We start from the raw sequence: 26,096 nt of genomic DNA, 5'->3' as shown, positions 1-26,096 counted from the left end.
GCGGGACAAGCCCGGCGGCGGAATGCAAGGATTGCCGGGTGGACGGCCGTAACACGGATATCGGGAGCCGGCTGCGGCGATTGCGGGAGGCCCGCGGCATCTCCCTGTCGGCGCTGGCCCGCAGCGCCGGCATCGGCAAGGCCACGCTGTCCGGCCTGGAGCTGGGCACCCGCAACCCGACGCTGGAGACGCTCTACGCGGTGGCAGGAGCCTTGGGCGTACCGTTGACGGCCCTGGTTCTGGAGCCCGGCTCACCGCCCGCAGAGGCCGTCCACGTGCCCGGCGCCGCTGTGACGGCCACCCTGCTGGAGGTCTTCGAGGAGCCGACCGCAACGTTCGAGTTGTTGCGCATGCGCGTCCGCCCCGGCGTCGTGCAACACTCGCCGCCCCACGCCCCCGGCGTGACCGAACACGTCACGGTCTACGCGGGCGTGCTGCGCGCCGGCCCGGCCGACGCCCCCCTGCTGGCCGCGCCAGGCGAGCACATCTCCTGGCAGGCCGACGTCCCGCACATCTACAGCACGGTCGGCCCGGACGAAGCACTGGCCACCCTACTGATCCGCTCCCCCCGCCGGACCTGAGCCACCGAACCCCGGGCCGGCTGATCGCGGCGATGGCCGGAACGCGAGCATGCACGGCTTCACGACATCGTCCCCGCCCCACGCGAGCGTGAGACGGGGACGATTCAGAAGATCAGCTCAGAGGCACCGTCGAGGAGGACAGGCCGCCGCGAACGCTGACGGCGGTCACCTTGACCGTGTCGACGTCGCCCTTGGCCACTCGGAGCGTCACCTTCTGCGCCTTCCCTCCGTCCAGGTAGAACTCGGGAGCTTCACCGACGACCCTCGCACCGTCGACCTCGACGGTGTCAGGGGCTACGATCTTGATCTCCTTCGCCTGCTCCAGCGCGGTGGGGATGCGGCCCGTGTTCGTGACGGTGGCCGCGATCTCGTGGGTCGCACCGTCGCTCTGGCCGCCCCTGAGCGGCTTCACCTTCACCTGCGAGAGGCTCACCTGCGGAAGCGACTCGGACAGGTAGAGGTTGAAGCGTGCCTGGTTCGCGGCCCACTCACCGATCAGATCCGCGGACGGGTTCTGCGACCAGAACTTGGGGTTGATCCCGCCGACCTCGACCGTGCCCAGCTTGGGGTGCTGGACCGTGGTCCACGGCAGGAAGCAGTCGGTACGGCCGTTCTCGGCGCACCACCGCGACCGCTCCCAGTCGGAGAACCTGTCGTCGCCGTCGTAGTCCTTGAAGTCGCCGCCGTTCCACAGCTCGTCGCCGTACCAGATCGAGCCGTACTGGAAGTAGCCGAAGTCGGGCCCGTGGCCGAACAGCGGCTGGGGGTCACCACCGTTGCGGGTGGCGTAGTCGATGTAGACGCTGCCGGTGTAGCGGTAGCCGGTGAACCCGGCGCCCGCCTTGTCGAAGTGCTCGTACAGTTTGCGGTCACTCGTGTACATGCACTCCTTCGGGTCACAGGTCGAGGGCCCCCGAAGGTGCATGGGCACCCGCGTGTCCATGCTGTTCACCACGCCGATGTTCGTGTGCGACATCAGCCAGGTGTACACATGGCGCGTCTCCGGCTCCGACAACGGGTACGCTCCGGCGCCGCCCTGGGTCAGGTTCCGCCCTGTCGCGTCGTTCTCGGGCATCACGTGCCAGTTGTAGGGGTAGTTGCGATGCAGGTCGAGGCCGCCGATACCGTCCTCGTTGAGATCACCGTCACCGTCGTTGTCGACCCCCTCGGAGAACATGAGGTAGTCGCCGTTACCGGCGCCGACGCTGCGCATGACGTTCTTGGCCGGGTCACGTTCGTCGATCACGTGCGTTCCCTTGCCGGCGCCGACGTGCTGGCGCAGCTGGCTCAGGTATCCGTCCTTGTTGAGGTCGTCGCCGGAGTCCTCGTCGAGCTTGCCGTCGCCGTCGTTGTCCTGCGGCCGCACCGACGACCGGTTCGTCTGGGCGGTGTAGAGGTACAGGTCGTGCCCGTCCGGGTTGTTGACCGGCCGGATGTAGAAGGCCTTCTCGGCGAGCAGTTCGTCGACCTTCTCGTCCTTGCCGGCCTGCGTGATCAGATGGTGCGCGAGCCACAGCGCACTCTCGGCCGAGGACGTCTCGCCGGAGTGGCGGTTGCCTTCGAAGAAGGCGGCCGGCTTGTCGGTGTCGGCACCGGTGGACTTGTTCGTGATCGTCAGCTGGTAGATCGGCTGACCGCTGAAGCTTTCCCCGACGACGTACAGGTCGACCAGGTCAGGATGGTCGTGGGCCCACTTCTTCAGCCACCACTGGATCTCTATCCCGGTGTGGAAGTGGTCGAAGTCCATCTGCCCGGGCTGCTTCGGCTGGACTTGGGGGTACTTGACGACGTCGAAGGTGCTCTGCCCGTCACGCGTGCCGCCGATCGTGATGGTGGGAGTCGTCGGGGTGACGCTCTCCGGGAAGGGACCCGGGTCCGTGGCCGGCTGCAGGCCGACGGCGTGCTTCGTGGCCGAGGACAGCGCCGTGTCGCCGAATGCGACGGTGCCGTCTGCTCCCCACATGGGCGCATTGGTCATGACGACGGCGGCGCCCACCAGCAGGGCGGTCAGCGTCGAGAGCGGGCGAACCATACGCCGCGGGCGGCGCGCCGCCCGCGGTGAATGCGTAATCGCCGGGTCGTGACGTTCGTCGGGTAATGGATGAGAGTTGTCGGAGGAGCCCACGGCAAATCTCCTATCGTCACCTTGGTGAATGCCTCGCCGATCGGAGGCATGGCAATCACGCTCCAGGCCGGGGGCGCCACCCGAGGGGTAATTCCAGTGATCAACGTAAACCACCATTTTCCGGATGTAAATATCAAAGTCGACCGAACTGGTACATCAATCCCTGTTTCGGATGTTTTGCCTGGTTGGCGCCGTGTCGTCGGCCGGCTCGGCGACCGGCGAACCGGCCGACGGCACCCGGGCAGGCCCGGCCGTCGGTCGGTGACGTCGGCGCGACCGAGGCGGACGGGCCGACGGGAACGGAAGGTCCGCGGCTGAGGCGATCCGTCACGGGCGATTCGCACTGCCCGTGGCTCGTGCTCGCGTCCGTTGCGGACCAGGTGGCGATGCCGGCGACGCCACCGTGGCCACCCGCCGCGATGGTGGATCGGGTCGCCGTCACACGGTTCGAACAGGAGCCGGGTGAATGGTTGTTCTGTGCACGTGCGTGCGACTCCAATGGACGGTTGAATCGACACCGGGGTTCGCCGGATAACCGCTTCCGGTCGCGCACTTTTGATTAAGGACGGGATGTGGAGGTGACGAGTTGAATCAGGTGCCGGCCCGATCGATATCGGCGGTTATTTGTTGCCTGTTTGGCATCGGCTATCGACTGAATGACCACAGGTGAGTAGGGCGGCGCCAGGAAAAACAGAAAGTGGGGCGCAGATCCGCCGGGTCGCCGGCACGGCCACAACCACTCGGTTCTGACGAACGATCAAGCCGCCTCACCGAGGTTGACGCGTTCAACGACCTTCGCCACCGGTCGGTCACCGGGTACGGCGGTGACCGCCGTCGCCGTGGTGGTCTTGTCGATCTGCGTGCCATCGCGCGGTACATCGTCATCCCCCTGACGCGCGGTCCGAAGCGGCGGGCCGCCGGAGTTGGTGTCTTGCTCCGATCCGGCTGCTCACGTTGACGCGAATTGTCCGGCGAATGTCCTCTTCATGCCCTGTCCTGACACCGTGCGGTCGCATGAGCATGGAGCACGTCAGCAAGCGGAAAGACCAAAGGAGGCGTCATGCGCAACTTCGCACGGGTCCTGGCTGCGGTGGCGGGCGGCGCGATGGTCCTCGCTGGAATCGCCACCCCGGCGCACGCCGAAGTATGGGGTTGCTACACCGACGTGGACACGCGAACGAACGTGGCGGGGGCGGCATGCACGGGCGGCTTCGGCAGCTACCGGGTGGCCGCGAAGTGCAACTCGGCTCACTACCCCTACACGAGAACCGTCGTCGGCCCGTGGGTGACCAAGGTCTCCGGTCAACCAGGACCACCCTCCATCGTTTCCGGCGACAGCCAAGGCTGCCACGTCGTCGAGGCCTGGACGCAGGTCCGGTAGGTCCAGGACTCTTCGGGCCCGGCCGGGCGGACGCGAATCACATGGGTCGGCTCCCGGAATGCCCCCACGACCATTTCCGGATCGGTCACGTCGAGCACCTTGCCGGGGTGTCGCGGCGACTGCCGACTGGATCGAGTTCGAAGATCGGGCATGAAGGTGGCCCAGACGAGCCTGGACCTTGGTTGGCCTGGTCAGCGCGTTCCGAGACCAGGCCGTAGGGCGACGAGGCCGCCGGGTCAGTCTCCGGCTGTGCGCTCGCGTTCGTATGCGGCGTTGATGCGCAGCGCTTCGGCGAGCTGGTCTTCCAGGATGATGATCCGGCAGGCGGCTTCCACGGGAGTGCCCTGGTCGACGAGTTCCCGGGCGCGCGCGGCCAGACGCAACTGGTAGCGAGAGTAGCGGCGGTGCCCACCGCTGGAGCGTTTCGGCTCGATCAGATGGGCGGCGCCCAGAGCCCGCAGGAACGTCGGGGTGACGCCGAGCATCTCGGCGGCAGTACCCATGCTGTAGGCGGGGTAGTCCTCATCGTCGAACCGGTCCTCGGCCGTAGGTTCGGCCGTGTCCGTAATCCTGCCGCGAGCGAGCGTGTCACCCTCGGCAGCCGAGCGACGTTGATCCATACATTCCTTCCCGTAACGCGCACAGGGGGCCCCGACGCCTGTTGCGCCGGGGCCCCGAAGAGTTCAACACCATCTACCGGCCATCGGCCGGCTTACCTTGTGCGCATCCGCCGTACTGAGCGGCGATGATGCGCGGATCGCGGATTCGTGACCGTAGACCACCTTCCTATCTGTGGAACTGCGGTACCCGAGCGGCGTAACTCAGCCGGCAACGGGCGATCCCGATGGCGTCAACACTCCCTTCATCTCTCTTCCGAAACCACTTGCCCAACTTCACCTTCGGCAGCGCGTCCACGCTCTGGGCCCCTTACCACTGCGCTGGCCCTTCGCGTCCGACCTTCTGCCGTCGATCTTGACTTCACCTTGCTCCGGGCAGTTCGTCGTGAAGCTGGTAACTACTGCTGCTGCCCGGTGGATCCGTTCCTTGCGATGTCAGAAACCATAGTACCCACGGCCGCGAATGTCTACTACGGCGACGACAGATTTTCCGTGCGAGGTACGACAGCTTTCCAGCTGCGGATTGCTCGGCCAGGCCCATGGTGCGGGAGCAGGTGTTCAGTGATCAGCGTCGGCGTTCAGCGGTTCGATCTTCGGCCGGCCAGGTTTCTCAGCACAGCGGATCAGGGCTGTATCACGTAGTCGGTGCCCGTCGTATGAGATACGTGAGCCATGGCGTCGAACGCCGCGAACACCGGCATGTCAAGGAAGTAGTCGGCCATGCGGGACTGCTGGAAGGACTCCGCGTCGTCGATGTGGGGACGGGCCTCGCGCAGGTTCGCCATGGTCCAGAGCGGGCCAGCGGGGAATGCCGCTTCGATGCTGCTCCCGGTAGGCGGCGGGAGCGGCGCGTCGTACCAGGTGCCCTCCGGGCGCTCCGGCGTCGGTTCGCCCACGATGGCGGTACGGCCGTGACTCGATGTCAGGCCGATGGCCCGGTAGCCGTCTCCCAGAGCGGCGGCGAGGTGGACTCCGGTGGGCAGCAGCAGGCGGCCGCCGCCGTCAGCCGCGGGAGTCTTCTGGATGTGCCAGTTGTGCGCGGCCAGCACGACGCGAGTGCCCGCGTCCCCGTCCAAGAGCCGCAGCACGGACTCCGCCATGTAGACATCACGAAACGTCGATGCGACCTCGAAGCCCTCCTCAGCGGTGGCGCGGTGGAGCTGATCCAGGTACCAGGCCCCGCGCAGGTGCCACAGCGCTGTGTCGTGCTCGGCCCCGTGGCCTCGGCTCCGCTGTACGAAGGCCAGTCGCCGCATGAGGGCTTTCAACTGGCTCAGCGCACTGGTCAGCGCGTCTCGTTCGCCGGGGCCGAGTTCCTGGTAGCGAGCGAAGGCCCGCATGGTCACCGGGTCGTGGAAGCGCTCGGCCACGTCGACGGCCGTCTCCAGGGCCGGGAGCGCGTCGGGACAGGACCGGTTCAGGTAGCCGGCCAGCTCGTCGAGCGCGGGCATGGGTGATCCGAAGGCGCCGGGAAGGTCGGTTCCGACACATCTGAGCGACGGTCCTTCGCTCGTCTCGTTCCGTTGCCGCATCCAGGTCAGCACCTCGTACATCTGTCGGCACCGCCCCAGGGACATGGCGATGCCGGTCTCGGCGACCTGTTCCACCGTCCCGGGGGCGCCCTGGACCCACGCGTCGAGGACCTGCCCCTGGGTGAACGGAGCCTCCAGGGCGTACACGCGGAAACCGCAGCGTTCGACCAGGAAGCGCAGGATGCGATGGCGCGCCTGGTAGAACTCCCGGACGTGATGGGAGCTTTCTCCCAATGCCACCACCCGCGCATCGCCGACGACGTCCCGGAGCGGTTCGAGATCGTCCGAAGCGGCCTCAAGGTCCAGGGTGTCGAGGGCGGCCCCGTGGTCGCGTACCCAGCTTGCGAAACTCCTCCGGCCGCTCATCGTTCGTCTCCATGCCGTCGTGGTGAGTCGTGCGCGTGGGCGCCCTTGGCTCGGCTGTCATGGAAGAGCGTCTCGCGGCACGCCGGCAGCGGTCGTCGTTCCGGCGAAGGCGATTCGGCTACGCAGTACGGAGCAGCCGTGGCTCGAACTACCGCGCTGGTAGTACCCCTGGCCCCGCTCGCGTGCGGTCAGCTCGCGGCCAGGTCCATGCGGAGGAACTCGGTGATGCGGAGCAGCCTCGGTGGGCGTGGCGCCTCGTCGGAGAGCGCCTGGAACGCCTCGTCCTTCCCGACCAGGCGCGGGGCGACGAGTTCCAGCTCCCTCCCGTCGGCCCGGAGCCGCGCGCCGTCGGCCGCCAGGACGTTCTGCACCCAGTCCGAGCGCGATCCGTACACCAGGACGAAGAGGTAGCCGCCGTCGACAGGATACGCATCGAGAGGCGTGCGGTACGTCGCGCCGGAGACGCGACCGACGTGCGTCAGCACCGGCCACTTCCCGCCCGCGATCGCGCGAGGGTTGAACACCCGTTTGTTCACGTGGCCCCACCATCTCGGCATCGGCATCGGGATCTCCTTCTCTCGCCCCGGTGGGGCGCGTCGCGGTCGCCGAGCCCCAGCTGATGCGGGCCCAGAAAGCCTTACACCCGTAAGATGGCTTACGTCTGTAAGGCTGGCTTACGCTCGTAAGGTTGTCAACCGAACTCTGGAGCCGTCGTGTCCCCGCCACCGCCGCAACCACTCAACAGAGATCTCGTGCTGGAAGCCGCGATCCGGGTCGCGGATCGCGGCGGCGTGGAGGCGATCACGATGCGACGGGTGGCGCAGGAACTGGGCGTGGAGGCGATGTCGCTCTACCACCACGTACCGAACAAGGACGCGATCCTCGACGGGGTGGTCGACATGGTCTTCGCGGCGATCGAGCTGCCCCGTGCCGAGTGCGACGACTGGCGCGACGCGATCCGGGCGCGTGCCTCCTCCGCGCGTGCGGTCCTGTCGCGGCACAGCTGGGCTCTCGGCCTCATGGACTCCCGTCGCAACCCGGGGCAGGCGACGCTACGTCACCACGACGCCGTCCTCGGTGCCCTCCGCGAGGCGGGGTTCACGCTGCCGATGGCCGCGCACGCCGTCTCGCTCATCGACAGCTACATCAGCGGGTTCGTCCTCCAGGAGGCGAGCCTGCCGGTGATGACGCCGGACGATGTCGAGGAAGTGGCCGGCGGCATCCTCGAGCGTCTGCCGGTGGACGAGTTGCCGTACCTCACCGAGATGATCGTCGATCACGCATTGCGGCCGGGCTACGACCACACGAGCGAGTTCGGCTACGGCCTGGACCTGATTCTGGATGCGCTCGAAGCACGCCGGAGGCGGACCCCCGACACCGCTCCGTGAGCACTAGTCCGGAATGCTGCGCTCAGGCCGCCCGGATCTCTGATGATCTAGAGATCTGATCCTTGGGTCTCGTATTGTCGCCGCGTGACCACTGTGCTCTGCGTACCACAATGGCAAGGTTCGGCGTCGGGCAAGGCGCCGCGGCTGGTGGTCGGCGCCCACCGCGCCGCCGAGCTCGTTCCGGCCGATGAGGTGGTGACGGTGCCGGTGGCCGAAGCCGGTGGGGACAAGGTCGCCGGGGTCCGCGCGTTCGACGTGCTCGTGGAGAACCAGTGGCTGACGCGGCAGGCGCTGGCCGCCATCGACGACCGGGTGATCACCGTCGGCGGCGACTGCGCCGTCGACATCGCGCCGATCTCCGCGGCCCACGCCCGTTATGGGGACGCGCTGACGGTGCTGTGGATCGACGCGCACCCGGACGTCTACAGCCCGCAGACCCTGCCCTCGGGGGCTTTCCACGGGATGGTGGTACGCGCGCTGCTCGGCGACGGGCCGGCCGGGCTCGCGCTTGAGCGGCACCTCACGCCACAGCAGGTGATCATCGCCGGCGAGCGGGCGGGCGACGCGTCCGAGCACGAGTACCTGGCGGAGATCGGCCTGCGCAGGTACGGCGTCGACGACCTCGAGCGCGTGCTCGACGGTCTGCACGGCCCCGTGTACGTGCACATCGACCTGGACGTCCTGGAGCCCTCCGCGTTCGGCGCGACCTGCTACCCGGAGCCGGACGGCGTGCGGCCGCAGCGACTGATCGACCTCGTCGCCCAGGTGGACGACATCGTCGGGGCGGCCATCACCGAGCACGCGCCGGCCGGCGACGACGTCGACCCCGGCGAGGCCGAGGTGATCCGGCGGCTGGGTGCAGCGCTGACGCGTTGACGCTGTCTGCGGTCGACTGCCGAGGCGTCACACCGTCGTCTGGAAGTTCTGCGTGCCGATGACCCGCAGCAGGTCGAGTTTCTCCCGGGCGTCGGTGCCCTCGGTCGGGAAGAACGCCATCACCATGAGGTCCGCTTCGGGTGTGAGCAGGATTTCGCAGGTCAGATGGAGCATGCCGACCTCCGGGTGGAGGAGCCGCTTGCGGGCGGAACGGCGTACCGCGACCTCGTGCCGTTCCCACAACGTGCGGAATTCCGTGCTGCGTTTCAACAGCCCGTGCACCAGGTCCACGACATCGCGCTCACCCGCGCGGCGGGAGTACGTCGCCCGCAGATCGTTGACGAGCGCGAGCGAATGCCGGGGCCAGTCCTCTTCAGGGACGCGGGCGCGTGACGCCGGCTCGGTGAACCATCGCCAGGCGGTCTTGCGCGAACGGCCGGCACCGTGGTCCTGGGTGCTGAGCACGAGGTCGGCGAGGGCGTTCTGCCACAGCACCTCGTGCAGATCGGTGCAGATGCAGACCGGGACATCCGTGAGCCGGCCGGCCAGGCTGATCAGCCCTGGGCGGATGTGCCCCCCGGCACGGCGTGCCGGTGGCGCCAGTCCGGCCAGGTGGAAAAGGTGGTCGCGTTCGTCCAGGTCGCAGCGGAGTGCGCGCGCCAGGGCGGCCACGATCGGCTCGGAAGGGTTCGCGCCACGGCACTGCTCCAGCCGGGCGTAGTAGTCGGTGGACATGCCGGCCAGCTGGGCCACTTCGTCCCGCCGCAGACCGGGTGTGCGGCGCCGTACGCCGTCGGGCAGGCCGACATCGGACGGGCGCAGCAACTCCCGGCGGCGGCGGAGGAAATCGGCGAGCCCTGCGCGATCCATCACGTTCACCAGTATCGGCCGCGTCCCACCGGTCATCCAGGGACGGGTTGTCCCTGGATGAGTCAGGCCTGTTCCAGCAACGCGGCGACACACACAGTGGAGACATGACAACGACAACGCGACTCGGCACCCGCCGCCTCGGCCGCACCGGTCCCGCGGTTTCCTCACCCGGTCTCGGCTGTATGGGCCTGTCCGGCGCCTACGGCCCTCTGGACGACGACGAAGGCGTGCGGGTCGTGCACGCGTACCTGGATGCCGGCGGCACGCTGCTGGACACCGGCGACTTCTACGGTTCGGGACACAACGAGCTGCTGATCCGGCGCGCGCTGGAGGGCCGGAGCCGTGACGACGTCGTGCTCTCCGTCAAGTTCGGCGCCATGCGGGGCCCTGACGGCGGGCTCGTCGGGATCGACGCCCGGCCCGCCGCGGTGCGGAACTTCCTGACGTACTCGTTGCAGCGTCTCGGTACCGACCATGTCGACATCTACCGCCCGGCCCGGCTCGACCCGTCCGTGCCCATCGAGGACACCGTCGGCGCGATCGCCGAGCTGGTCGACAAGGGCTACGTGCGTCACATCGGCCTCAGCGAGGTCGGGGCGGAGACGATCCGCCGCGCCGCGGCCGTCGCACCCATCTGCGACCTGCAGATCGAGTATTCGCTGCTCACTCGCGGCATCGAGGACGAGATCCTGCCCGTGTGCCGCGAACTCGGCATCGGCATCACCGCCTACGGTGTGCTGTCCCGCGGCCTGATCGGCGGCAGCGGGGCCATCGAGGGGGCTCGGACGATGTCACCGCGTTTCCAAGGCGCCAATCTCCAGCACAACGGCGCCCTCGTCGCACGGTTGGCGGAGCTGGCCGCGGCGAAGGAGGCCTCCGTCGCGCAGCTGGCGATCGCCTGGGTGGCGGCGCAGGGTGCGGACATCGTGCCGGTGGTCGGCTCGCGACGTCTGGAGCAGGTCGTCACGATGATCGACGGCGGCCGCGTCTCTCTCGACGCCGAGGAGCTCGCGCAGATCGAGGACCTGATCCCGCGCGGCGCGGCCAGGGGCGACCGGTACCCCAGCCAGGCGATGGCCCAGCTGGACAGCGAGCGCTGACCCGCCGGCTTGCGACGACAAGGCCGTCCGGCGGCCGATGGACCAGAGCGAGCCGATCAGAAGGGGTGACCGTTCTCCGCCCGTTGCCAAGCCTGGGTGAACAGGTCGGGCAGCGTGCCGGGCAGGCCGCCGCGCCAGTTCCTCACTTCGGTCCGGTCGTAGGACAGCGTCACCCCGAGGAGGTCGGCCTTCCAGGTCTCCATCGGCGTCAGTTTCTTGGCGGAGGCCCAGCCGCCGGGGAGGAAGACGGTACGCCCCGCGCGAGGGCGCTTGTCCTGGACGACCAGGGCCGCGTCCACGAGGGCGGTCATGGCCTGGCGGTGCCGCGGCGCCTTCCAGCCGTTCCAGGTGCGGATGTTGGCGTCGGTCGGGTTCGGCAGGGCGAGCAGCTGGAGGTAGAGGGTGGCCGCGTCCTCGGTCAGGGTGTGCCGCTCGGCGACACGGCGTACCAGGTCGGGGAGGACCGCGCGGGGATCGCTCTCGTAGCGGCCGTCCGGAAGAGCGCCCGTGCGGATCCGCTCGACGATGCGTTCGCACGCTTCACCGCGCAGCCACTGGAACGCCCTGAGGCTGCGGTCGCCGTACGGGCTCACCACGGCTGACAGCAGGCGGGCGCGCTCGTCGCCATCGTCGTGGCAGGCGGGACGGAAGAAGATCCTCGCGTACCGGCCGTCCTCGCTGGGGGCGGCGATGCTGAGCCCGTCGTCGGCCGTCGGTTGGTCGACGAGCGGGTAGGAGGCGTGGCCGAACGTGTGACGCAACACTTCGATGGAGTGGTCGCCGTGGGGCGTCGATCCCGCGTGCAGGAGGAGCCCCGGATGGGACAGGCGCTCGCGCATCAAGCGCACCACCTCGGGCACCCCCGCACGCACGGGGTCGCCGGCCGGCAGCTCGCCGTAGGCCCACCGGATCAGCCTCGGCATGGAGCAGAGCAGCTCGTCGAACGGCAGATGGCCGTCACCCCGGAGAAAGCATCCGTGCTCGTTCCGCCTCAGTGAGGTGTCGACATCGCGGGTGAGCCGGGTGTCGGCCGCGGGGGTCGTGAACGTGGCCCAGATTTCAGCCGCCGACATGCTCTGGTCGGCCACCATCAGCGCGGCGGCGAACGTCGCCTCCGGCATCGGCACGCGCCGGCCGTGACGCCCGCACCACTGCTCGGCGATCCGCCGCGCGAGCGTCACGGCACCACCGGGTTCCCACAGCTCGGCGGGGTCGGCGGGAAGGACGTCGGCCAGCAGGTCCAGCCGGGCCGCAGCGTCCAGGTGGCGCAGCTCGGTGCGAGCGTCGTCGGCCTCTGCGGTGCTGATCCCCATGATCTTGCGTTCGGCGGCGTCCGGGAACGACCTGGTGTAGCCGGCCCCCGGAACGCCCGCCAGCACCAGGGCGGCCGCGGCACGGCTCATGCCGGTGCCCTCGGTCAGCTCCCGCACCGCGGCGGGGTCCCACGGCATGGGGCCGCGTTCCCGGATCAGCTCGGTCAGCGTGCGGAGCTGCCCGGCGCTCCCCCAGCCGCGCGGGACGTCGTTCACCTCGACGACGGGCCCCAGCGACGGCGGCGGCTGCTCGCCGTACCGCAGATCCACGAAAGTGCGGTGGTTCCGGTTGGAGAAGTGCCAGTACGTGGCGACGGCCGCGCCGTTGTCGTCCCGCGAGACCCAGGAATCGGTCGCGACCACCCCCACGCGGAGCCGCGCCCGCGGGTCCGCGAACGGCGTCGCGGCCCAGGTGTCCAGGAAGGCCAGCAGGCGCTCGCGGTGTTCCTCCTGGGTGAACGGCGCGGCGGCGCGCAGGGCGACGGCGCCGATCCGCCCGATGAACCGGGTCCAGGTGCCGCCGCCCGCCGTGCCCGGAGGCGCATCCTCGGCAGGTGCCACCTTCCCGGTGAGGAGGTCAGCGGTCAGGGCGATGGCCCGGAGCGTCCCGGCCCGCCAGTGGCCGGTCGCGTCGATGAGTCCGTAGAGCGCGTAGGGGAGCTGCTCGTCATCCGCATTGATCGTCATCGGGCTCGATGATGGCAGACCGCGACGACAGCCGGTCGCGGCGGGCGCGGGATCCAGGGAGGAGGTCACGGTGCCCTCGTAGAGGGTGGGCGTGAAGCCGGCCGAGCGGGACAGCGCGATGACGAACCGGTTGAGCTCCGGGGCGTGTGCGTCTTCGCGAGCCGTTCCCTCCCTGACGTGGGCGGGCGCCCGATCCTCATGATCGGGCGCCCGCCCGGCCGTGCCGGGGAAGAGGCCTGCTCAGTGGCGGCGGGTGATCGATTTGTGTTCGATGTATTCGGTCAGGCCTACTCGGCCGTATTCGCGGCCTACGCCGCTTCCCTTGTAGCCGCCGAACGGGCCGTCGAAGCTGATCGGTGAGCCGTTCAGGGTGACGGTTCCGGTCCGCAGGCGGCAGGCGACGGTGAGGGCGCGTTCGGCGCTCGCGGACCAGACGCCTCCGGACAGGCCGTACTCGGAGTCGTTGGCGATCCGTACCGCGTCGTCCTCGTCGTCGTAGGGGATCACGACCAGGACGGGGCCGAAGATCTCCTCCTGGGCGATGCGCATGCGGTTGTCCACATCGGCGAACACGGTCGGGGTGACGTAGTTGCCCTTCTCCAGGCCCTTCGGGACCTCCGGGCCGCCGGTCACCAGGCGGGCGCCCTCCTCGATGCCGAGCTTGATGTAGTCGATCACGCGCTGCTGCTGGTCCCGCCGGATCATGGGGCCGATGAAGGTGTCCGGCTCGGCGGGATCGCCGACCTTCAGCGACTCCACCATCTCCTTCAGCGCGGCCACGATCTCGTCGTAGCGGCTGCGCGGGGCCAGGATCCGGGTCTGCAGGATGCACGCCTCGCCGTTGTTCCCCAGGGAGCCGGAACGCAGCCCCTGCATCACCGCGGGAAGGTCGGCGTCCTCCAGGATGACGGCGGCGGACTTACCGCCCAGTTCGAGGCTGACCCGCTTGAGGTGTTCGCCGGCGATGGAGGCGATGCGCCGGCCGGCCCGGGTCGACCCGGTGAACGCGATCTTGTCGATGTCCGGGTGCGAGACGAGGTACTCGCTGGTCTCCCGGTCGGCCGGCAGGATGCTGAGCACTCCCTCGGGGAGCCCGGCCTCGTGGTAGAGGTCGGCCAGCAGCATCATGCTCAGCGAGTTCTCCGGGGAGACCTTCAGCACCACGGTGTTGCCGGCCAGCAGGGCGGGGGTCAGCTTCGCCGTGGCCGCCGAGAACGGCGAGTTCCACGGGATGACCGCGGCGACCACGCCGATCGGCTCACGCCTGACGATGGTGTCGTAGGGCGCCGAAGGATCCGACGGCTCCACGGTCTCCTCCCAGCCGAGCTCCTCGGCCGCCTTGAGATAGGCGTTGACCTGGAGGGTCAGGAACGGCTGGCCGGCCTTGGTGAACCAGCCCGCCGAGCCGTTCTCGGCGGAGATGGCCGCGGCGACCTCGTCGGCGCGGGCCTCGCGCAGCGCGTTGAGCCGCCGGATCACCTCCTGCCGCTCCTTGGGGTCGGTGTGCGGCCACGGCCCGTGGTCGAACGCCTTCCGCGCCGCGGCGACGGCCGCGTCCACGTCGGCGTTGCCCGCCTGGGCCACCCGGCCGAGTACGGACTGGTCGTGCGGAGAGCGGATCTCCAACAGGTCGGGGTCGCCGGGCGTCACCCAGGAACCGCCGATGTAGAGCTTGTCGCGGACGATCATCTGTCGCTGCTTCTCTCGTCAAAAGGTTTCTGTGGGGGCCGGACCATCCGTGCGACCGGCGTCTGCGAGAAGTCGCCGAGCCCGTCGAGGTCCGTGGAGACGCTCACCTCGTGCCAGGCGGCGTCCTCGGCGGCGCGGGCCTCGGCGATCAGCGGCGCGAGCCAGGCCGCGTCCGAGCCCAGGAGGAGCCGTACCGGAGGCTCCGGCTCGTCCGTGATCCGCAGGATCACGCGCGCCATCTTCGCCGGGTCGCCGCGCTGCACGTCCGGGTTGTCGCTGTACGTGCGGACGAAGGCGCCGACCGTCGGCTCGTACTCGTCGTGGAGGGGCGGCATGGGGAGCGGGGCGGCGGCCCAGGGTGTCCGGATGCCGCCGGGCTCGACCAGCGTGGCGTGGATGCCGATGGGAGCGACCTCGCGGGCGAGGATCTCGGTGAAGCCGCCCAGCGCCCACTTGGCCGCCTGGTACGCCCCGAGCCCCGCCTGAGCGCGCCGGCCCCCGATGGTCGACACGTTCACGATGCTGCCCCTGCGTCGGGGACGCATCACCGGCAGGGCGGCGCGCACCATGTTGACCGCGCCGAAGAAGTTGATCTCGACGTTGCGGCGGAACTCCTCTTCCGGCATGTCCTCGATCGAGCCGGCGCTGCGGTGGCCGGCGCTGTTCACCAGCACGTCGAGGCCGCCGAACTCGCTGACCGCGTACCGCACCGCCGCGCGGGCGGCGGCCGTGGAGGTCACGTCCACGGCGCGCACCCGCAGCCGGTCATGGAGCTCCGGCAGGCCGTCGACCGTCAGGTCGGTCGCCAGCACGTTGTGCCCGGCCCGCAGAGCGGCCTCGACCAGGTGTCGTCCCAGGCCGCCCGCCGCTCCGGTCAGCAGGAAGGTCTTCATGCGAGGTCGGTCGACCGGCTGACCTCGGCCCACTTCCTGGCCTCCTCCAGCCGCGCCTCCTCGGCGCTGAGGGCGATCTCGAGGGCGTCGGTGCCGAGCAGCAGCCGCAGGGGCGGGTCCTGCACGCCGACGACGTCGACGATCGCCTTCGCCATACGCGCGGGGTCGCCGGGCTCCTTGCCGCTGTAGTCGGCGAACTCCTTCAGCCACCATCCGACGGTCTGCTCGTAGTCGGCGCTGATCCCGCCGGCTGAGATCGCCGCGCCGGCGGCCCAGCCGGTACGGATGCCGCCCGGCTCCACGATGGTCACCTTGATGCCCAGCGGCGCGACCTCGTTCGCCAGCACCACGGAGAAGCCCTCGACGCCGAACTTCGACGTCTGGTACGCGCTCAGCCCGGGCGTGCCGCCGACCCGTCCGCCGATGGACGAGATCTGCACGAAATGCCCGGAACGCTGGCGGCGCATGACCGGCAGCGCCGCCCGCGTCACGTTGATCACTCCGAACAGGTTCGTCTCGACCTGCGCCCGGAACTCGTCCTCGGGGAAGTCCTCGATCGAGCTGGTGGCGGCGTACCCGGCGTTGTTGACGACCACGTCGAGGGAGCCGAACCGTTCGGCCACCGCCGCGACGACCTCCCGAGCGGCCGAGGACGAGGTGACGTCCAGCGGCAGGGTCTGGAACCGCCCGGGATGCGCTTCCGCCAGGTCGGCCAGCGACTCCGGCCGGCGCGAGGTCACCGCGACCTGATCGCCCGCCTCCAGGGCCGCGAGCGCCAGAGCCTTGCCGAGTCCTTGGGAACCACCGGTGATGAGCCACGTCCGTGCCATGACACGTCCTTCTTCCTGTTGCGATGAGCCCGCCATGTGCGGGCGCCTTAGCGGTGTAGACGATCTGCTCTTAAATGCAGCACTACTGTAGCAGTAATTATTTCTATCGCGTCGAAAATGTTGAGAATGATCGGGTAACTGCTACTCGCTGGTAGGCTGGCGGCATCATGAGAGCTGATGCCGCACGCAACCTGGCCGCGGTCCTGCGTACCGGGGCCCGGCTGCTGGCCGAAGACCCGAGCACCTCGATGTCGGCCATCGCCGGCGAGGCGGGCGTGGACCGCACGACCGTCCACCGTCGTTTCGCCACCCGCGAAGCCCTGCTGAGCGCCGTCTTCCAGGCCAAACTCGACTCGGCCGAACGAGTCCTCGACGAGGCGCGGCTCGTGGAGGCCCCCGTGGCGGTCGCGCTGCACCGCTACGTGGAAGGCATCATCCCCGTCAGCCGTGAGTGGCCGGTCGACACGCGACGCATGATGCGGAAAGACCCCGAGGCCGACCGCCGGCGCCAGGAGCAGAGCGCGCGGCTGGACGCCTTCGTGCAACGCGCGGCCGACGAGGGTCACCTGCGTCCCGATGTCTCACCGGCGTGGGCGAGGGCAGTGCTCGACCAGCTGGTCGACAGCATGGCGCACCGGTTTCCCGAAGTGGCGCCCCCCCAGGCGGCCGACCTGGTCGTGGACACGTTCCTGAACGGCCTCGGCGCCACGTAGTCGTACCGGAGTAGTTGTACAAGAGATGTTGTCCATATAGGGTCCGGACATGTCCGACTCTGCGCGGCGTGAGATCCGGGACTCCAAGGTGCTGGCCGCGATGTCCCACCCCCTGCGGCGGCGGCTGCTCGACGTGCTGCGGCTGGACGGCCCTTCGACGGTGTCGGCGTTGTCCGCCAGGACGGGACAGGCCGTCGGCAGCATCAGCCACCACCTGAAGGTCCTGGCGGCCGGCGAGCTCATCGAAGAGGTCCCCGAGCTGGCTCGCGATCGGCGCGAACGCTGGTGGCGGACGACGTCGGGCCGGGTCGACTGGTCGCCATCGGACTTCCCGGACGACCCCGTGGCCGAGGCCGCCGAATCCCTCGTCCTGGAACGGCAGGCCGCGCTGGCCCGGCAGTGGTTCGCCGAACGCGACGGCCATCCCGAGCCATGGCGGCGCGCGGCGTTCACCTCCGACCACTGGGCCTGGCTGTCCGTCGCCGAGCTCGCCGAGCTGGAGGAGAAGATCCTCGCGCTGCTGACCGAGCTGGCGGCCAGGGAGATCCCCGACGACGGCGCGGAACGTCGATCCGTCTTCCTGACCGTACGCGCCGTGCCCGCCAAGCCGTGACCGCAGCCACGCTCCTGCGGATGCGGGAGTTCCGGCTGTTATGGGCCGGGGAGACCACCAGCGTGCTCGGCAGCTCGGTGGCCGGTGTCGCGCTCCCGCTGGTCAGCGTGATGACCCTGGACGCCGGCACGTTCGTCGTCGCGCTGGTCACGGCGGCGGCCTGGCTGCCGTGGCCGCTGATCGGGCTGCCCGCCGGCGCGTGGGTGGACCGGTTGCCCAAACGGCCGGTGATGCTGGCGTGCAACACCGTCTCCATGGTGGCGTTCGCGACCGTGCCGATCGCGGCCTGGCTGGACAGGCTCACGGTGACGCACCTGGTCGTCATCGCTCTGGTCGGCGGCGTCGCGAACGTGTTCTTCAGCCTCGCCTACCGTGCGTTCCTGCCGCTCCTGGTCGGAAGCGATCGGTTGATGGAGGCCAACGCGAAGCTCCAGGGCAGCGAATCGGCGGCCAGGATCGCCGGGCCCGGGCTGGCGGGGCTGCTCGGGCAGGCGTTCGGCGCGGCGAGCGGGGTGCTGGCCGACGCGGTCAGCTTCGGCATCGCCGTGCTGTGCCTACGGCGGGTACGCGTCCACGAGGCGCGACGGGCCGCCGCGGAACGGCGGCTGCTGTCGGAGATCCGCGACGGGCTGCGGTTCGTGGTCCACGATCCCTGTCTGCGGACGCTCACCGCCTTCAGCGCGATGTCGAACATCGCCTTGATGGGCTACCAGTCGATCCAGGTCGTCTTCCTCACCCGCGAGCTCGGCGCCGGGCCCGGGCAGGTGGGGGCCGTGCTGGCGCTGGCCGGTACGGGCGGGCTGCTCGGCGCGATGGTCGCGGGACGGGTCGCCGGCCGGGTCGGAACGGCTCGGGCGTTCCTGGTGTGCGAGGCGTTCGCCGCGCCGATGATGCTCCTCGGCCCGCTCGCCGGCGCCGGCGCGGGCCTGGCGCTGTTCGCCGCCGCGGGCTTCGGCATGAGCGCCGGCATCGTCGCCTCGAACATCGTGACCAGCACGTTCCGCCAGCAGTATTGCCCGCCTGCCCTGTTCGCGCGGATCACGGCGAGCACCTCCGCGCTGAACTACGGCGCGGTGCCCTTGGGCAGCCTGCTCGGCGGCGTGCTCGGCGAGACCATCGGCGTCCGCCAGGCCCTGTGGACCATGGCGGCCACCCAGCTCTCGTCCGTCGCCCTCCTCTTCCTCAGCCGGATCCGCCCGATGCGGAACTTCCCGGCGCGAGACTTCCCGGCGCGATGACGACGGTCAGGAGATGGTCTCCGCGGTGTACATCTGGAGGCGGATGTCGCGGGCCTGGGTCATGTGGTGCTCGGCGATCCGCGCCGCCTGCGCGCCGTCGCGCCGGACGATGGCGTTGAGCAGTTGCTCGTACTCGTCCATGACGGTCTGCCAGCGGCCCGGATGGGTGAGCGTGGTGGTGGGGTAGCGGGTCAGGTGGCTCTGCAGGCGGGAGAGCACGTCCACGAGGGCGGCGTTGTGGCTCGCGGCCCACACCACCTCGTGGAAGCGCCGGTTGGCGGTGGCCATCGCGGTGGGGTCGGCCGCGTCGACGGCCGTCAGGTCCCGTAGCGCGGCGCGCAGCCGGCCCAGGTCGAGGGCGGTGTGCCGCTCGGCCGCGGCCCGCGCGGCCGCGCCTTCGAGCACGATCCTGACCTCGTAGATCTCCAGGATCTCCTCAGGGCTGCGGGTCCTGACCCGCAGGCTGCGCTCGGCCCGCTCGACCAGGCCGTCGTGTTCGAGCCGGCGCAGCGCCTCCCGGACGGGGGTGCGGCTGATGCCGTACGCGCTCGCCAGGGACGCCTCGACGAGCGGCGCGCCCGCGGGGAGGGCGCCGGAGACGATCTCCTCACGGATACGTTCGTAAACGTCACCGGCCACCCATGCCTCCAGTCCCCCCGCGATAATCGGTATACAAGTGTATCCAGTCCTAGGCGACGCGAACCGCGTAACCTTCGAGCCCGGGCACGGCCGGATAGCGGTCGAGCACGAGCGGGTCGTGCCCGGCCACGATCAGCTCCGCCGAGTCGGCCAGCGCGCGGACGCGGTCGAAGGCGTCGTACATGGCCGGCAGGCAGGTCACGATGCCGTACGGCCGGTCGCCCTCGATGTTCGCGTAGAAGTGGCTCGCGTCGGAGGCGACGACCGCGTGGCCCGCGGCGGTGCGCACCCGCACCACCTGAAGGCCCGGGGTGTGCCCGCCGACGTGGTGCACACCGACGCCGGGCAGCACCTCGTGGTCGCCGTCGGGCTGGGTCACGCGGCCGGCGAAGTTCTCCCGCACCAGGAAGGCGACGTCGTCGGGGTTCGCCAGGTGGGGGTGCTTTCCCCGATGGGCGTGCGGGCCGGTCCAGAACGCCAGCTCGGCCCGCTGCACCACGATCCGCGCGGCGGGGAAGTCCGCCATGTGGCCGGTGTGGTCGTAGTGCAGGTGGCTGAGCACCAGGTGCCCGACCCGGCCGGCGTCGACCCCCAGAGCGGCCAGCGTCTCCACGGGGGAACGCAGGTAGTGCCGGTCGCCGCGGCGCTCCGCGGTCTCCTCGGTGAAGCCGGCGTCCACGACCACGACGTCGGACTCGGAGACGGCCGCCCAGACGTAGTAGTCGATCGGGCAGGGGTCCTGGCAGCCCGGGTCATGGCCGTAGAAGTGCTCGCCGCGTACGGAGACGTCGCGGTGGGCGTAACGGATGGCGTACAGCTCGTACGGGGGGCCTTCGTCAGCCGCGGGCGGCATGTGTTCCCGCCCTGCGGCCGAAAACGGTGCCCGAGGTCAGCCCGGAGCCGCCCGGGTAGTTGCCGGAGAACAGCCCGCCGACCAGCTCCCCCGCCGCGTACAGGCCGGGGATCGGCGTGCCGGCCTCCGACACGACGCGGGCGTGCTCGTCGACCCGCACTCCCCCGAAGGTGAACGTGATGCCGCAGGTGACCGCGTACCCGTAGTAGGGCGGGGTGTCCAGGGCGAGCGCCCAGTTCGACTTCGGCGGCTGGACGGCCGACGCGCGGCCGTCCTTGACGGCGGGGTCGAAGGGGACGTCCGCGATCGACGCGTTGAACCGGGCCACGGTCTCCTCCAGCCCGGCCTGGTCGATGCCGAGCTCGGCCGCCAGCTCGGCCAGAGTGTCGGCCCGCGCCCCGGTGATCGGGCTGGAGTCGTACTCCTCGGTGCGCAGCAGCGGCCTGCTCTTGGCGTCGAACAGCTGGAACGCGATGCCCTCCGGCTGGCGGAGGATCTCCCTGCCGTACTTGGCGTAGGTGTAGTTGCGGTAGTCGGCGCCCTCGTCCACGAAGCGCCGGCCGTCGCGGTTGACCACGATGCCGATCGGATAGCTCTGCCGGGACAGCTGGTTGGTGAGGATGCGGTTACCACCCTGGTCGGCGGCTCCGGCGTCCCAGGCGATGCTGTGGCAGGAGGTCCAGTCCCCGTACGGCTGCGCCCCCGCCTCCAGGGCGAGGTCGAGCACCTCTCCGGTGTTCAGCGGGTTGCCGCGGACCTTGGCGCGCCGCCATTCGGGCCCGAGGTGCCGGGCGCGCCGGACCGGGTCCGCCTCGAACCCGCCCGCGGCGAGCACGACCGCTGGTGCGGTGACGACGTGCTCGGTCCCGGAGGAGTCGCGGTAACGGACCCCGGTCACACGTTCACCGTCGCGGACGAGGGAGGTGACCGCCGCCTCGTACCGGATCTCGACGCCGGACGCGGCCGCGGCCGCGGTGTGCTCCGCGATCAGGCCCTTGCCGCCGCCGACGGTGCCGACCACCAGCCCGCCGAAGAACCGCCAGGTCCCGTCCGTCTCGAACGCCTGGCGCTCGTACATCAGCCGCCACCGGATCCCCTTGGTGGCCAGCCACTGCACCGCGCCGGCCGCGTCACCCACCAGCAGCTCGGTGAGCACCGGGTCGCACCGGCCGTCGGTGACGCGCTTCATGTCGGCGTGGAAGTCCTCGGCGGTGTACGCGGGCACGTCGGTCGCGTCGATCCGGTCGTCGAGGCTCTCGGGATCGAGGAGCGGCCGCAGTTCGTCCAGCCCGGCGAAGGGGAAGCGGAACGCCCCCGCCGTGTAGAAGGAGTTGCCGCCGGACACGTCCTGCGCGCCCTTCTCGAGGAGCAGCACGCGCGCCCCCTGCTCGCGGGCCGCGTGCGCGGCGGAGAACCCGGCGTTGCCGCCGCCGACGACGATCACGTCGTATTGCGTCATGCTCAGGCGTCCTTGTCTGTAGAGGATTCGGTGATGGGCCGGCCGGTCCACTGCTCCCACAGCGTGGCCACCGAGGCGTAGTCCTGGCGGCCCAGCCCGGCGCCGTTGGCGATCTCGTACACGGTGTGGCACGCCTGGATGGCGAACAGCGGGATGCCCGCCTCCTGCGCCAGGGCCAGCGCCAGGGTGGAGTCCTTCCTGGCGGCGTCCGTCGGCATGCCACCGGCGTACTCGCCCGGCAGGACGCGCTCGACGAAGCGGTGCGTGAGCGGCCGGGTGAGCCCGGCTTCCGGGTCGGCCAGCAGCTCGGCGAGCCGCCGCTGCGACACGCCGGTGGCCGCCGCCATCGCCCCTGCCTCGGCGAGCACGATCATGACGGCGTGCGCGACGGCGTTGTTGATGACCTTGGCGGCCATGCCGGCGCCGAGGCCGCCGAGGACGAGCTGCCGCGGCGCGAGCGCGTCCAGCAGCGGCTGCGCGCGGGCGACGTCCTCGCTCTCCCCGCCGATCAGCAGCGTGGACCTGCCCTCGGCCATCTGGGCGACGCCGGACAGGATGGCCGCGTCGATCACCCGCACGTCGTGCGGCGCGCAGAGGTCGGCGAGCCGCCGCATGTCCCCCGGGTTGACCGTGCTGGTCTCCACGATCAGCGAGCCGGGCCGCATCGCGGGCGCGATCGCGGCGGCGGCCCGCGCCGACGCCGCGGGGGACGGCAGCGACAGCAGGACCGTGTCGGCGCCGGCCAGGTCGGCGGCCTCTCCGGCCGCCGTCACGCCGGCCAGCTCCCCTGCCGTCTTGGTCCGGTCAGGGTCGAGGTCAAAAGCGATCAAGGGGTACGTCGGGGACAGCCGCCGCGCGATCGCGGACCCCATGTTCCCGAGGCCGCACAGCCCCACCGGTGATGTCATTCGTGGATTTCCTTCCATGGCTCGACAGGCATGGCTCGACAGGGCTCAGGTGCGCATGGCGAAGGGGTCGGGGGTGCGGCCCGACAGGTCGACCATGACGTTCTTGGTGTTCAGGTACTCCTCCATGGCCTCCTCCCCGCGCTCGCGGCCGTATCCGGAGCGCCGGGTGCCGCCGAACGGCGCCTGGGCCGCGCTGGCCCGGTAGGTGTTGACCCAGACCGTCCCGGCCACCAGCCGCCGGGCGACGCGGTGGGCGCGCGCCAGGTTCGTCGTCCAGACTCCGGAGGCCAGCCCGTAGTCGCTGTCGTTGGCGATCGCGACGGCCTGCTCCTCGTCGTCGAAGGGGATGACGCTGAGCACGGGGCCGAAGATCTCCTCGCGGGCGATCGGCATGGTGTTGTCGACGTCGGCGAAGACGGTCGGGCGGACGAACAGGCCGCGCTCCGGCACGTCGCGCTCACTGGTGACGGCGTGCGCCCCCGCCTCGATCCCGGCGGCGATCATCCGGTGGATGCGCTCGTGCTGCGGCGCGTTCGCCACCGGGCCCATCTGCGTCTCGGACAGAAGCGGGTCGCCCAGGCGGATGGCGTCCGCCCGCCGGGCGAGCTCCTTCACCACCCGGTCGTAGACGGACCGCTCGACCAGCAGCCGGCTGCCCGCGATGCAGGTCTGGCCGCCGGCGGCGAAGATGCCGGCCATCGCGCCGGAGATCGCCGCGTCGAGGTCGGCGTCGGCGAACACGATGTTCGGCGACTTGCCGCCGAGTTCGAGGGTCACGGGGACGAGCGTGCGCGCGGCCGCCGCGGCGATGGCCTGCCCGGTGGCGACGCTGCCGGTGAAGCTGATCCGGCCCAGGCGCGGGTCACCGACGAGGCTCGTGCCCGCCTCGGCGCCGCCGGTCACGATGTTGACCACGCCGGGCGGGAATCCGGCGCGCTCGACCAGGTCGGCGAGCTCCAGCGTGGTGACCGAGGCGTGCTCGGACGGTTTGATCACCACGCAGTTGCCGGTGGCGAGGGCGGGGGCGAGCTTGTTGGCGAGCAGCTGCATCGGTGAGTTCCACGCCGTGATGAGCGCGGCCACGCCGACCGGTTCCCTGAGCGTGTAGTCCAGGGTGTCGGGGTTGTCCAGGGGGATCGTCCGGCCGTACAGCTTGTCCGCGTACCCGGCGAAGAAGCGGTAGTTACGCGCGGCGAACCTCGCCTGGCCGGCCGTCTCCCTGAGCAGTTTCCCGTTGTCGGAGCTCTCCAGCCGGCCGAGTTCGTCGGCGCGTTCCTCGATCAGGTCGGCCAGCCGGTGCATGAGGCGGGCCCGCTCCACGCCGGGCGTCGCCGACCAGGTGCGCTCGAAGGCGTCGGTGGCGGCCCGCACCGCCGCGGCCACGTCGGCCGCGCCGGCGTCCGGCACGGTGGCGAACTCCTCGCCGGTGTACGGGTTCACCGCGGGAAGGCGGCGGTCACCGCTCGCGTCCACTCGCTCGCCGCCGACCAGCATGCGATATCTCATCGAGCCGTCTCCATCGTTTCGTTCCGATCGGCCCGCTGCGCAAGCGTCAAGGTCGCCTCCCGAGGTTTGTATACCGATGAATACCGGAATATCCGCTGGCCGTGTCCACTGTCAACCAGGGAATTCAACCGTTGACACATCATGGATACCGTTGCATACACTCACTGCTCACATGCTCTGGCCTCACGAGGTGCGCTCGGCACGAGAGTGGGAGGCGGCCCTTGGCGCCGCCGCCCGGCCGCCCCTGGCCGGGCAGACGCAGGTGACGAGCCTGTTTCCGCCGGGTCACCGGGCCGTTGACATCTGCGCACTACTGTATACCATCGCATACAGATCTTCGGGTGAAGGGAAAACTGAGAATGGCCGAACCCATGTTCTGGTGGAGCGATCGGCAGCGCGCGCTCATGAAGGAGGCGGCCGAGTTCGCCGACTCACACCGTGAGCGCAGCCGGGAGATCGGCTGGACCAGCGAATACCCCTGGGACGTGATGGAGGAGATCGGCCGCAAGGGCTGGCTCGGCGCGACCATCCCCGACGAGTACGGCGGCTGCGCCGACGAGCTGGGCGGGGTCACCTCGCTCGCCATCCTCAGCGAGGAGCTCGGCCGCGTCCCCTGCGCCACCTGGCCCTTCCCGGTCACCGCCTTCGGCGGCACCAAGCAGATCGTGGACCACGCCAACCACGACCAGAAGAGCCGCTGGCTGCCCCGCATCGCGCGCGGCGAGTCGTTCGGCGCGGTGTGCGTGACGGAGCCCTTCGCCGGCTCGGACGCCTCCGGCATCGAGATGGCCGCGACCCGGGTGGACGGCGGCTACGTGCTCAACGGCAAGAAGCGCTACATCACCGACATCGGGGCGGCCGGGCACTACCTCGTCTACGCCGTCGTCGAGGGCGAGGCGACCCCGGAGGCCCGCGCCAAGCGCCGCCACCTGTCCGTCTTCTACGTACGGGGCGGCACCCCCGGCCTCACCGTCGAGCGCTTCCACGAGCTGGGCGGCCATGAGTACGTCCGCAACGGCATCCTCAACTTCCACGACGTGTTCGTCCCCACCGAGGACCGGATCAGCGAGGAGGGCGACGGCTGGCGCATCCTCACCTCCGGTCTCAACCTGGAGCGGGTCCTGGTCTCCGCGGGCGCGGTCGGCATGATGCGCGAGGCGCTCTACTTCGGCGCCAGCTGGACCAGCCGCCGCCTGCAGTTCGGCCAGCCGGTCGACCGCTTCCAGCGGGTCGAGACGAAGCTCGCCGAGGCGATCGCCCGGGTCCGGATGGACCGGTCGTTCCTCTACCACACGGCCGCGCTGATGGACCGCGGGGAGAGCTGCGCCCTCGACGCCTCGATCACCAAGCTCGTCACGTCCAAGGACGGCGTCGACATCTGCATGGACATGATCCAGGCGATGGGTGGCGACGGCGTCTCGAAGTACTACCCGGTCGAGCAGCTCGCCAGGTCCATGAAGGTCAAGGGCATCGGCGGCGGCTCCAACGAGGTCATGACCGGGCTGATCTACCGGCAGGCCACCCGCCAGATGGCCGACGACCTGTACGGCGACGTGCACGGCTTCTTCCCCGCCGACCGGCGCGAGGGCCGGGCGAGCTCCGTGGCCGAGCAGAGCACCGACACCGGACGCGTGCTGGCCGCGCTCGCCGACGGCTACGTCACCGACCCCGGCCTCTACATGCGGGCCGGCGAGCTGGCGGCCGCCGCCGGGCTCGACCCCGCGGCGCTCGACGCCGCCGTGGGCGAGCTGGTCCGCGACGGCAAGGTCATCGCCTGGCCGTCCACGGACGACGTGCGGATGGTGCGCGCCACCTTCGCCGGGCTGCGCGAGGCGCACGACCCCGAGTGGTACCGCCTGCGCGTGCCCGACTTCGTGGGTGACCGGGACCTGATCGAGGCCCGTACGGCGGAGGTCTGA

General features: G+C 70.2%; 23 protein-coding genes. 9 read left to right on the top strand and 14 right to left on the bottom strand.

The window, feature by feature from the left end:
* Nucleotides 1–38: 38 nt before the first annotated feature.
* Nucleotides 39–581 carry a helix-turn-helix domain-containing protein gene (locus ACIBP6_RS33495; RefSeq protein ID WP_397057824.1) on the top strand — a complete coding sequence of 181 codons (543 nt, stop codon included), beginning with the start codon at nt 39–41 and terminating at the stop codon, nt 579–581.
* A gap of 112 nt (nt 582–693) precedes the next feature.
* Here ACIBP6_RS33495 and ACIBP6_RS33490 read toward each other — a convergent pair whose 3' ends face one another.
* Complete coding sequence (locus tag ACIBP6_RS33490; protein ID WP_397057823.1) at nt 694–2,613, bottom strand: M14 family metallopeptidase; 1,920 nt, start codon at nt 2,611–2,613, stop codon at nt 694–696.
* A 1,153-nt stretch (nt 2,614–3,766) separates the two neighbouring features.
* Here ACIBP6_RS33490 and ACIBP6_RS33485 point away from each other — a divergent pair.
* Nucleotides 3,767–4,087 (top strand): hypothetical protein, encoded by a 321-nt coding sequence (locus tag ACIBP6_RS33485; RefSeq protein ID WP_397057822.1) that lies wholly within the window; start codon nt 3,767–3,769, stop codon nt 4,085–4,087.
* A gap of 236 nt (nt 4,088–4,323) precedes the next feature.
* Here ACIBP6_RS33485 and ACIBP6_RS33480 read toward each other — a convergent pair whose 3' ends face one another.
* From ACIBP6_RS33480 to ACIBP6_RS33470, 3 genes are all read right to left on the bottom strand, one after another.
* Entirely contained in the window at nt 4,324–4,590 is a 267-nt protein-coding gene (locus ACIBP6_RS33480; RefSeq protein ID WP_397057947.1) for a helix-turn-helix domain-containing protein, read from the bottom strand.
* Between the two features lie 737 nt (nt 4,591–5,327).
* Complete coding sequence (locus ACIBP6_RS33475) at nt 5,328–6,602, bottom strand: erythromycin esterase family protein (protein WP_397057821.1); 1,275 nt, start codon at nt 6,600–6,602, stop codon at nt 5,328–5,330.
* A gap of 188 nt (nt 6,603–6,790) precedes the next feature.
* Nucleotides 6,791–7,165, bottom strand: a complete 375-nt coding sequence (locus ACIBP6_RS33470) for a nitroreductase family deazaflavin-dependent oxidoreductase (protein WP_397057820.1) — start codon at nt 7,163–7,165, stop codon at nt 6,791–6,793.
* Between the two features lie 189 nt (nt 7,166–7,354).
* On the opposite strand from ACIBP6_RS33470, the gene ACIBP6_RS33465 reads away from it, so the two are divergent.
* Together ACIBP6_RS33465 and ACIBP6_RS33460 are read left to right on the top strand one after the other, a co-directional pair.
* A complete protein-coding gene (locus ACIBP6_RS33465) occupies nt 7,355–7,990 on the top strand; it encodes a TetR/AcrR family transcriptional regulator (protein WP_397057819.1) in 636 nt (211 codons plus the stop codon).
* An 84-nt stretch (nt 7,991–8,074) separates the two neighbouring features.
* Nucleotides 8,075–8,866 carry an arginase family protein gene (locus tag ACIBP6_RS33460; protein WP_397057818.1) on the top strand — a complete coding sequence of 264 codons (792 nt, stop codon included), beginning with the start codon at nt 8,075–8,077 and terminating at the stop codon, nt 8,864–8,866.
* A 27-nt stretch (nt 8,867–8,893) separates the two neighbouring features.
* On the opposite strand, the gene ACIBP6_RS33455 is transcribed toward ACIBP6_RS33460, so the two are convergent.
* Nucleotides 8,894–9,736 carry a helix-turn-helix transcriptional regulator gene (locus ACIBP6_RS33455; protein WP_397057946.1) on the bottom strand — a complete coding sequence of 281 codons (843 nt, stop codon included), beginning with the start codon at nt 9,734–9,736 and terminating at the stop codon, nt 8,894–8,896.
* 104 nt (nt 9,737–9,840) lie between these two features.
* On the opposite strand from ACIBP6_RS33455, the gene ACIBP6_RS33450 reads away from it, so the two are divergent.
* Nucleotides 9,841–10,836, top strand: coding sequence for an aldo/keto reductase (locus ACIBP6_RS33450; RefSeq protein WP_397057817.1), 996 nt, complete (start codon nt 9,841–9,843; stop codon nt 10,834–10,836).
* 56 nt (nt 10,837–10,892) lie between these two features.
* On the opposite strand, the gene ACIBP6_RS33445 is transcribed toward ACIBP6_RS33450, so the two are convergent.
* The 4 genes from ACIBP6_RS33445 to ACIBP6_RS33430 all read right to left on the bottom strand — a co-directional run bounded on the left by ACIBP6_RS33445 (nt 10,893) and on the right by ACIBP6_RS33430 (nt 16,248).
* On the bottom strand, nt 10,893–12,836 hold the full coding sequence (locus ACIBP6_RS33445; protein ID WP_397057816.1) for a hypothetical protein: 1,944 nt from the start codon (nt 12,834–12,836) through the stop codon (nt 10,893–10,895).
* 240 nt (nt 12,837–13,076) lie between these two features.
* Nucleotides 13,077–14,525, bottom strand: a complete 1,449-nt coding sequence (locus ACIBP6_RS33440) for an aldehyde dehydrogenase (protein WP_397057815.1) — start codon at nt 14,523–14,525, stop codon at nt 13,077–13,079.
* On the bottom strand, nt 14,522–15,418 hold the full coding sequence (locus tag ACIBP6_RS33435; RefSeq protein WP_397057814.1) for an SDR family NAD(P)-dependent oxidoreductase: 897 nt from the start codon (nt 15,416–15,418) through the stop codon (nt 14,522–14,524). The genes ACIBP6_RS33440 and ACIBP6_RS33435 overlap by 4 nt, the downstream gene beginning before the upstream one ends.
* Nucleotides 15,415–16,248, bottom strand: coding sequence for an oxidoreductase (locus ACIBP6_RS33430; protein ID WP_397057813.1), 834 nt, complete (start codon nt 16,246–16,248; stop codon nt 15,415–15,417). Before ACIBP6_RS33430 ends, ACIBP6_RS33435 begins: the two co-directional genes overlap by 4 nt.
* Nucleotides 16,249–16,415: 167 nt before the next feature.
* Here ACIBP6_RS33430 and ACIBP6_RS33425 point away from each other — a divergent pair, with 167 nt between their 5' ends.
* The 3 genes from ACIBP6_RS33425 to ACIBP6_RS33415 are packed head-to-tail and all read left to right on the top strand — an operon-like array spanning nt 16,416 to nt 18,812.
* The gene (locus ACIBP6_RS33425) at nt 16,416–16,961 is read left to right on the top strand and encodes a TetR/AcrR family transcriptional regulator (RefSeq protein WP_397057812.1); all 546 of its coding nucleotides are present in this window, start codon (nt 16,416–16,418) and stop codon (nt 16,959–16,961) included.
* 49 nt (nt 16,962–17,010) lie between these two features.
* The gene (locus tag ACIBP6_RS33420) at nt 17,011–17,574 is read left to right on the top strand and encodes a helix-turn-helix domain-containing protein (protein WP_397057811.1); all 564 of its coding nucleotides are present in this window, start codon (nt 17,011–17,013) and stop codon (nt 17,572–17,574) included.
* Complete coding sequence (locus ACIBP6_RS33415) at nt 17,571–18,812, top strand: MFS transporter (RefSeq protein WP_397057810.1); 1,242 nt, start codon at nt 17,571–17,573, stop codon at nt 18,810–18,812. The genes ACIBP6_RS33420 and ACIBP6_RS33415 overlap by 4 nt, the downstream gene beginning before the upstream one ends.
* A 6-nt stretch (nt 18,813–18,818) precedes the next feature.
* Here the strand turns inward: ACIBP6_RS33415 and ACIBP6_RS33410 are convergent, their stop codons facing one another.
* The 5 genes from ACIBP6_RS33410 to ACIBP6_RS33390 are packed head-to-tail and all read right to left on the bottom strand — an operon-like array spanning nt 18,819 to nt 24,177.
* Complete coding sequence (locus tag ACIBP6_RS33410) at nt 18,819–19,451, bottom strand: GntR family transcriptional regulator (RefSeq protein WP_397057809.1); 633 nt, start codon at nt 19,449–19,451, stop codon at nt 18,819–18,821.
* Nucleotides 19,452–19,500: 49 nt separating this feature from the next.
* On the bottom strand, nt 19,501–20,304 hold the full coding sequence (locus ACIBP6_RS33405; protein WP_397057808.1) for an N-acyl homoserine lactonase family protein: 804 nt from the start codon (nt 20,302–20,304) through the stop codon (nt 19,501–19,503).
* The gene (gene tcuA, locus ACIBP6_RS33400) at nt 20,288–21,763 is read right to left on the bottom strand and encodes an FAD-dependent tricarballylate dehydrogenase TcuA (protein ID WP_397057807.1); all 1,476 of its coding nucleotides are present in this window, start codon (nt 21,761–21,763) and stop codon (nt 20,288–20,290) included. The genes ACIBP6_RS33405 and tcuA overlap by 17 nt, the downstream gene beginning before the upstream one ends.
* 2 nt (nt 21,764–21,765) lie before the next feature.
* The gene (locus ACIBP6_RS33395; protein WP_397057806.1) at nt 21,766–22,671 is read right to left on the bottom strand and encodes an NAD(P)-dependent oxidoreductase; all 906 of its coding nucleotides are present in this window, start codon (nt 22,669–22,671) and stop codon (nt 21,766–21,768) included.
* Between the two features lie 45 nt (nt 22,672–22,716).
* A complete protein-coding gene (locus tag ACIBP6_RS33390) occupies nt 22,717–24,177 on the bottom strand; it encodes an aldehyde dehydrogenase (RefSeq protein WP_397057805.1) in 1,461 nt (486 codons plus the stop codon).
* A 359-nt stretch (nt 24,178–24,536) separates the two neighbouring features.
* On the opposite strand from ACIBP6_RS33390, the gene ACIBP6_RS33385 reads away from it, so the two are divergent.
* The gene (locus ACIBP6_RS33385) at nt 24,537–26,096 is read left to right on the top strand and encodes an acyl-CoA dehydrogenase family protein (protein WP_397057804.1); all 1,560 of its coding nucleotides are present in this window, start codon (nt 24,537–24,539) and stop codon (nt 26,094–26,096) included.

This window comes from Nonomuraea terrae, assembly GCF_044465245.1.
Classification (GTDB): Bacteria; Actinomycetota; Actinomycetes; order Streptosporangiales; family Streptosporangiaceae; genus Nonomuraea; species Nonomuraea terrae.
This window is presented reverse-complemented; position numbering and strand designations above follow the sequence as displayed.

Excerpts from the sequence above, each read along its gene's own strand:
- ACIBP6_RS33435 (WP_397057814.1), bottom strand. The coding sequence starts at position 15,418 with ATGAAGACCTTCCTGCTGACCGGAGCGGCGGGCGGCCTGGGACGACAC.
- tcuA (WP_397057807.1), bottom strand. The coding sequence starts at position 21,763 with ATGACGCAATACGACGTGATCGTCGTCGGCGGCGGCAACGCCGGGTTC.
- ACIBP6_RS33405 (WP_397057808.1), bottom strand. The coding sequence starts at position 20,304 with ATGCCGCCCGCGGCTGACGAAGGCCCCCCGTACGAGCTGTACGCCATC.
- ACIBP6_RS33395 (WP_397057806.1), bottom strand. The coding sequence starts at position 22,671 with ATGACATCACCGGTGGGGCTGTGCGGCCTCGGGAACATGGGGTCCGCG.
- ACIBP6_RS33480 (WP_397057947.1), bottom strand. The coding sequence starts at position 4,590 with ATGGGTACTGCCGCCGAGATGCTCGGCGTCACCCCGACGTTCCTGCGG.
- ACIBP6_RS33455 (WP_397057946.1), bottom strand. The coding sequence starts at position 9,736 with ATGGATCGCGCAGGGCTCGCCGATTTCCTCCGCCGCCGCCGGGAGTTG.
- ACIBP6_RS33430 (WP_397057813.1), bottom strand. The coding sequence starts at position 16,248 with ATGGCACGGACGTGGCTCATCACCGGTGGTTCCCAAGGACTCGGCAAG.
- ACIBP6_RS33385 (WP_397057804.1), top strand. The coding sequence starts at position 24,537 with ATGGCCGAACCCATGTTCTGGTGGAGCGATCGGCAGCGCGCGCTCATG.
- ACIBP6_RS33425 (WP_397057812.1), top strand. The coding sequence starts at position 16,416 with ATGAGAGCTGATGCCGCACGCAACCTGGCCGCGGTCCTGCGTACCGGG.
- ACIBP6_RS33485 (WP_397057822.1), top strand. The coding sequence starts at position 3,767 with ATGCGCAACTTCGCACGGGTCCTGGCTGCGGTGGCGGGCGGCGCGATG.
- ACIBP6_RS33390 (WP_397057805.1), bottom strand. The coding sequence starts at position 24,177 with ATGAGATATCGCATGCTGGTCGGCGGCGAGCGAGTGGACGCGAGCGGT.
- ACIBP6_RS33420 (WP_397057811.1), top strand. The coding sequence starts at position 17,011 with ATGTCCGACTCTGCGCGGCGTGAGATCCGGGACTCCAAGGTGCTGGCC.
- ACIBP6_RS33470 (WP_397057820.1), bottom strand. The coding sequence starts at position 7,165 with ATGCCGATGCCGAGATGGTGGGGCCACGTGAACAAACGGGTGTTCAAC.
- ACIBP6_RS33490 (WP_397057823.1), bottom strand. The coding sequence starts at position 2,613 with ATGGTTCGCCCGCTCTCGACGCTGACCGCCCTGCTGGTGGGCGCCGCC.
- ACIBP6_RS33445 (WP_397057816.1), bottom strand. The coding sequence starts at position 12,836 with ATGACGATCAATGCGGATGACGAGCAGCTCCCCTACGCGCTCTACGGA.
- ACIBP6_RS33475 (WP_397057821.1), bottom strand. The coding sequence starts at position 6,602 with ATGAGCGGCCGGAGGAGTTTCGCAAGCTGGGTACGCGACCACGGGGCC.
- ACIBP6_RS33450 (WP_397057817.1), top strand. The coding sequence starts at position 9,841 with ATGACAACGACAACGCGACTCGGCACCCGCCGCCTCGGCCGCACCGGT.
- ACIBP6_RS33440 (WP_397057815.1), bottom strand. The coding sequence starts at position 14,525 with ATGATCGTCCGCGACAAGCTCTACATCGGCGGTTCCTGGGTGACGCCC.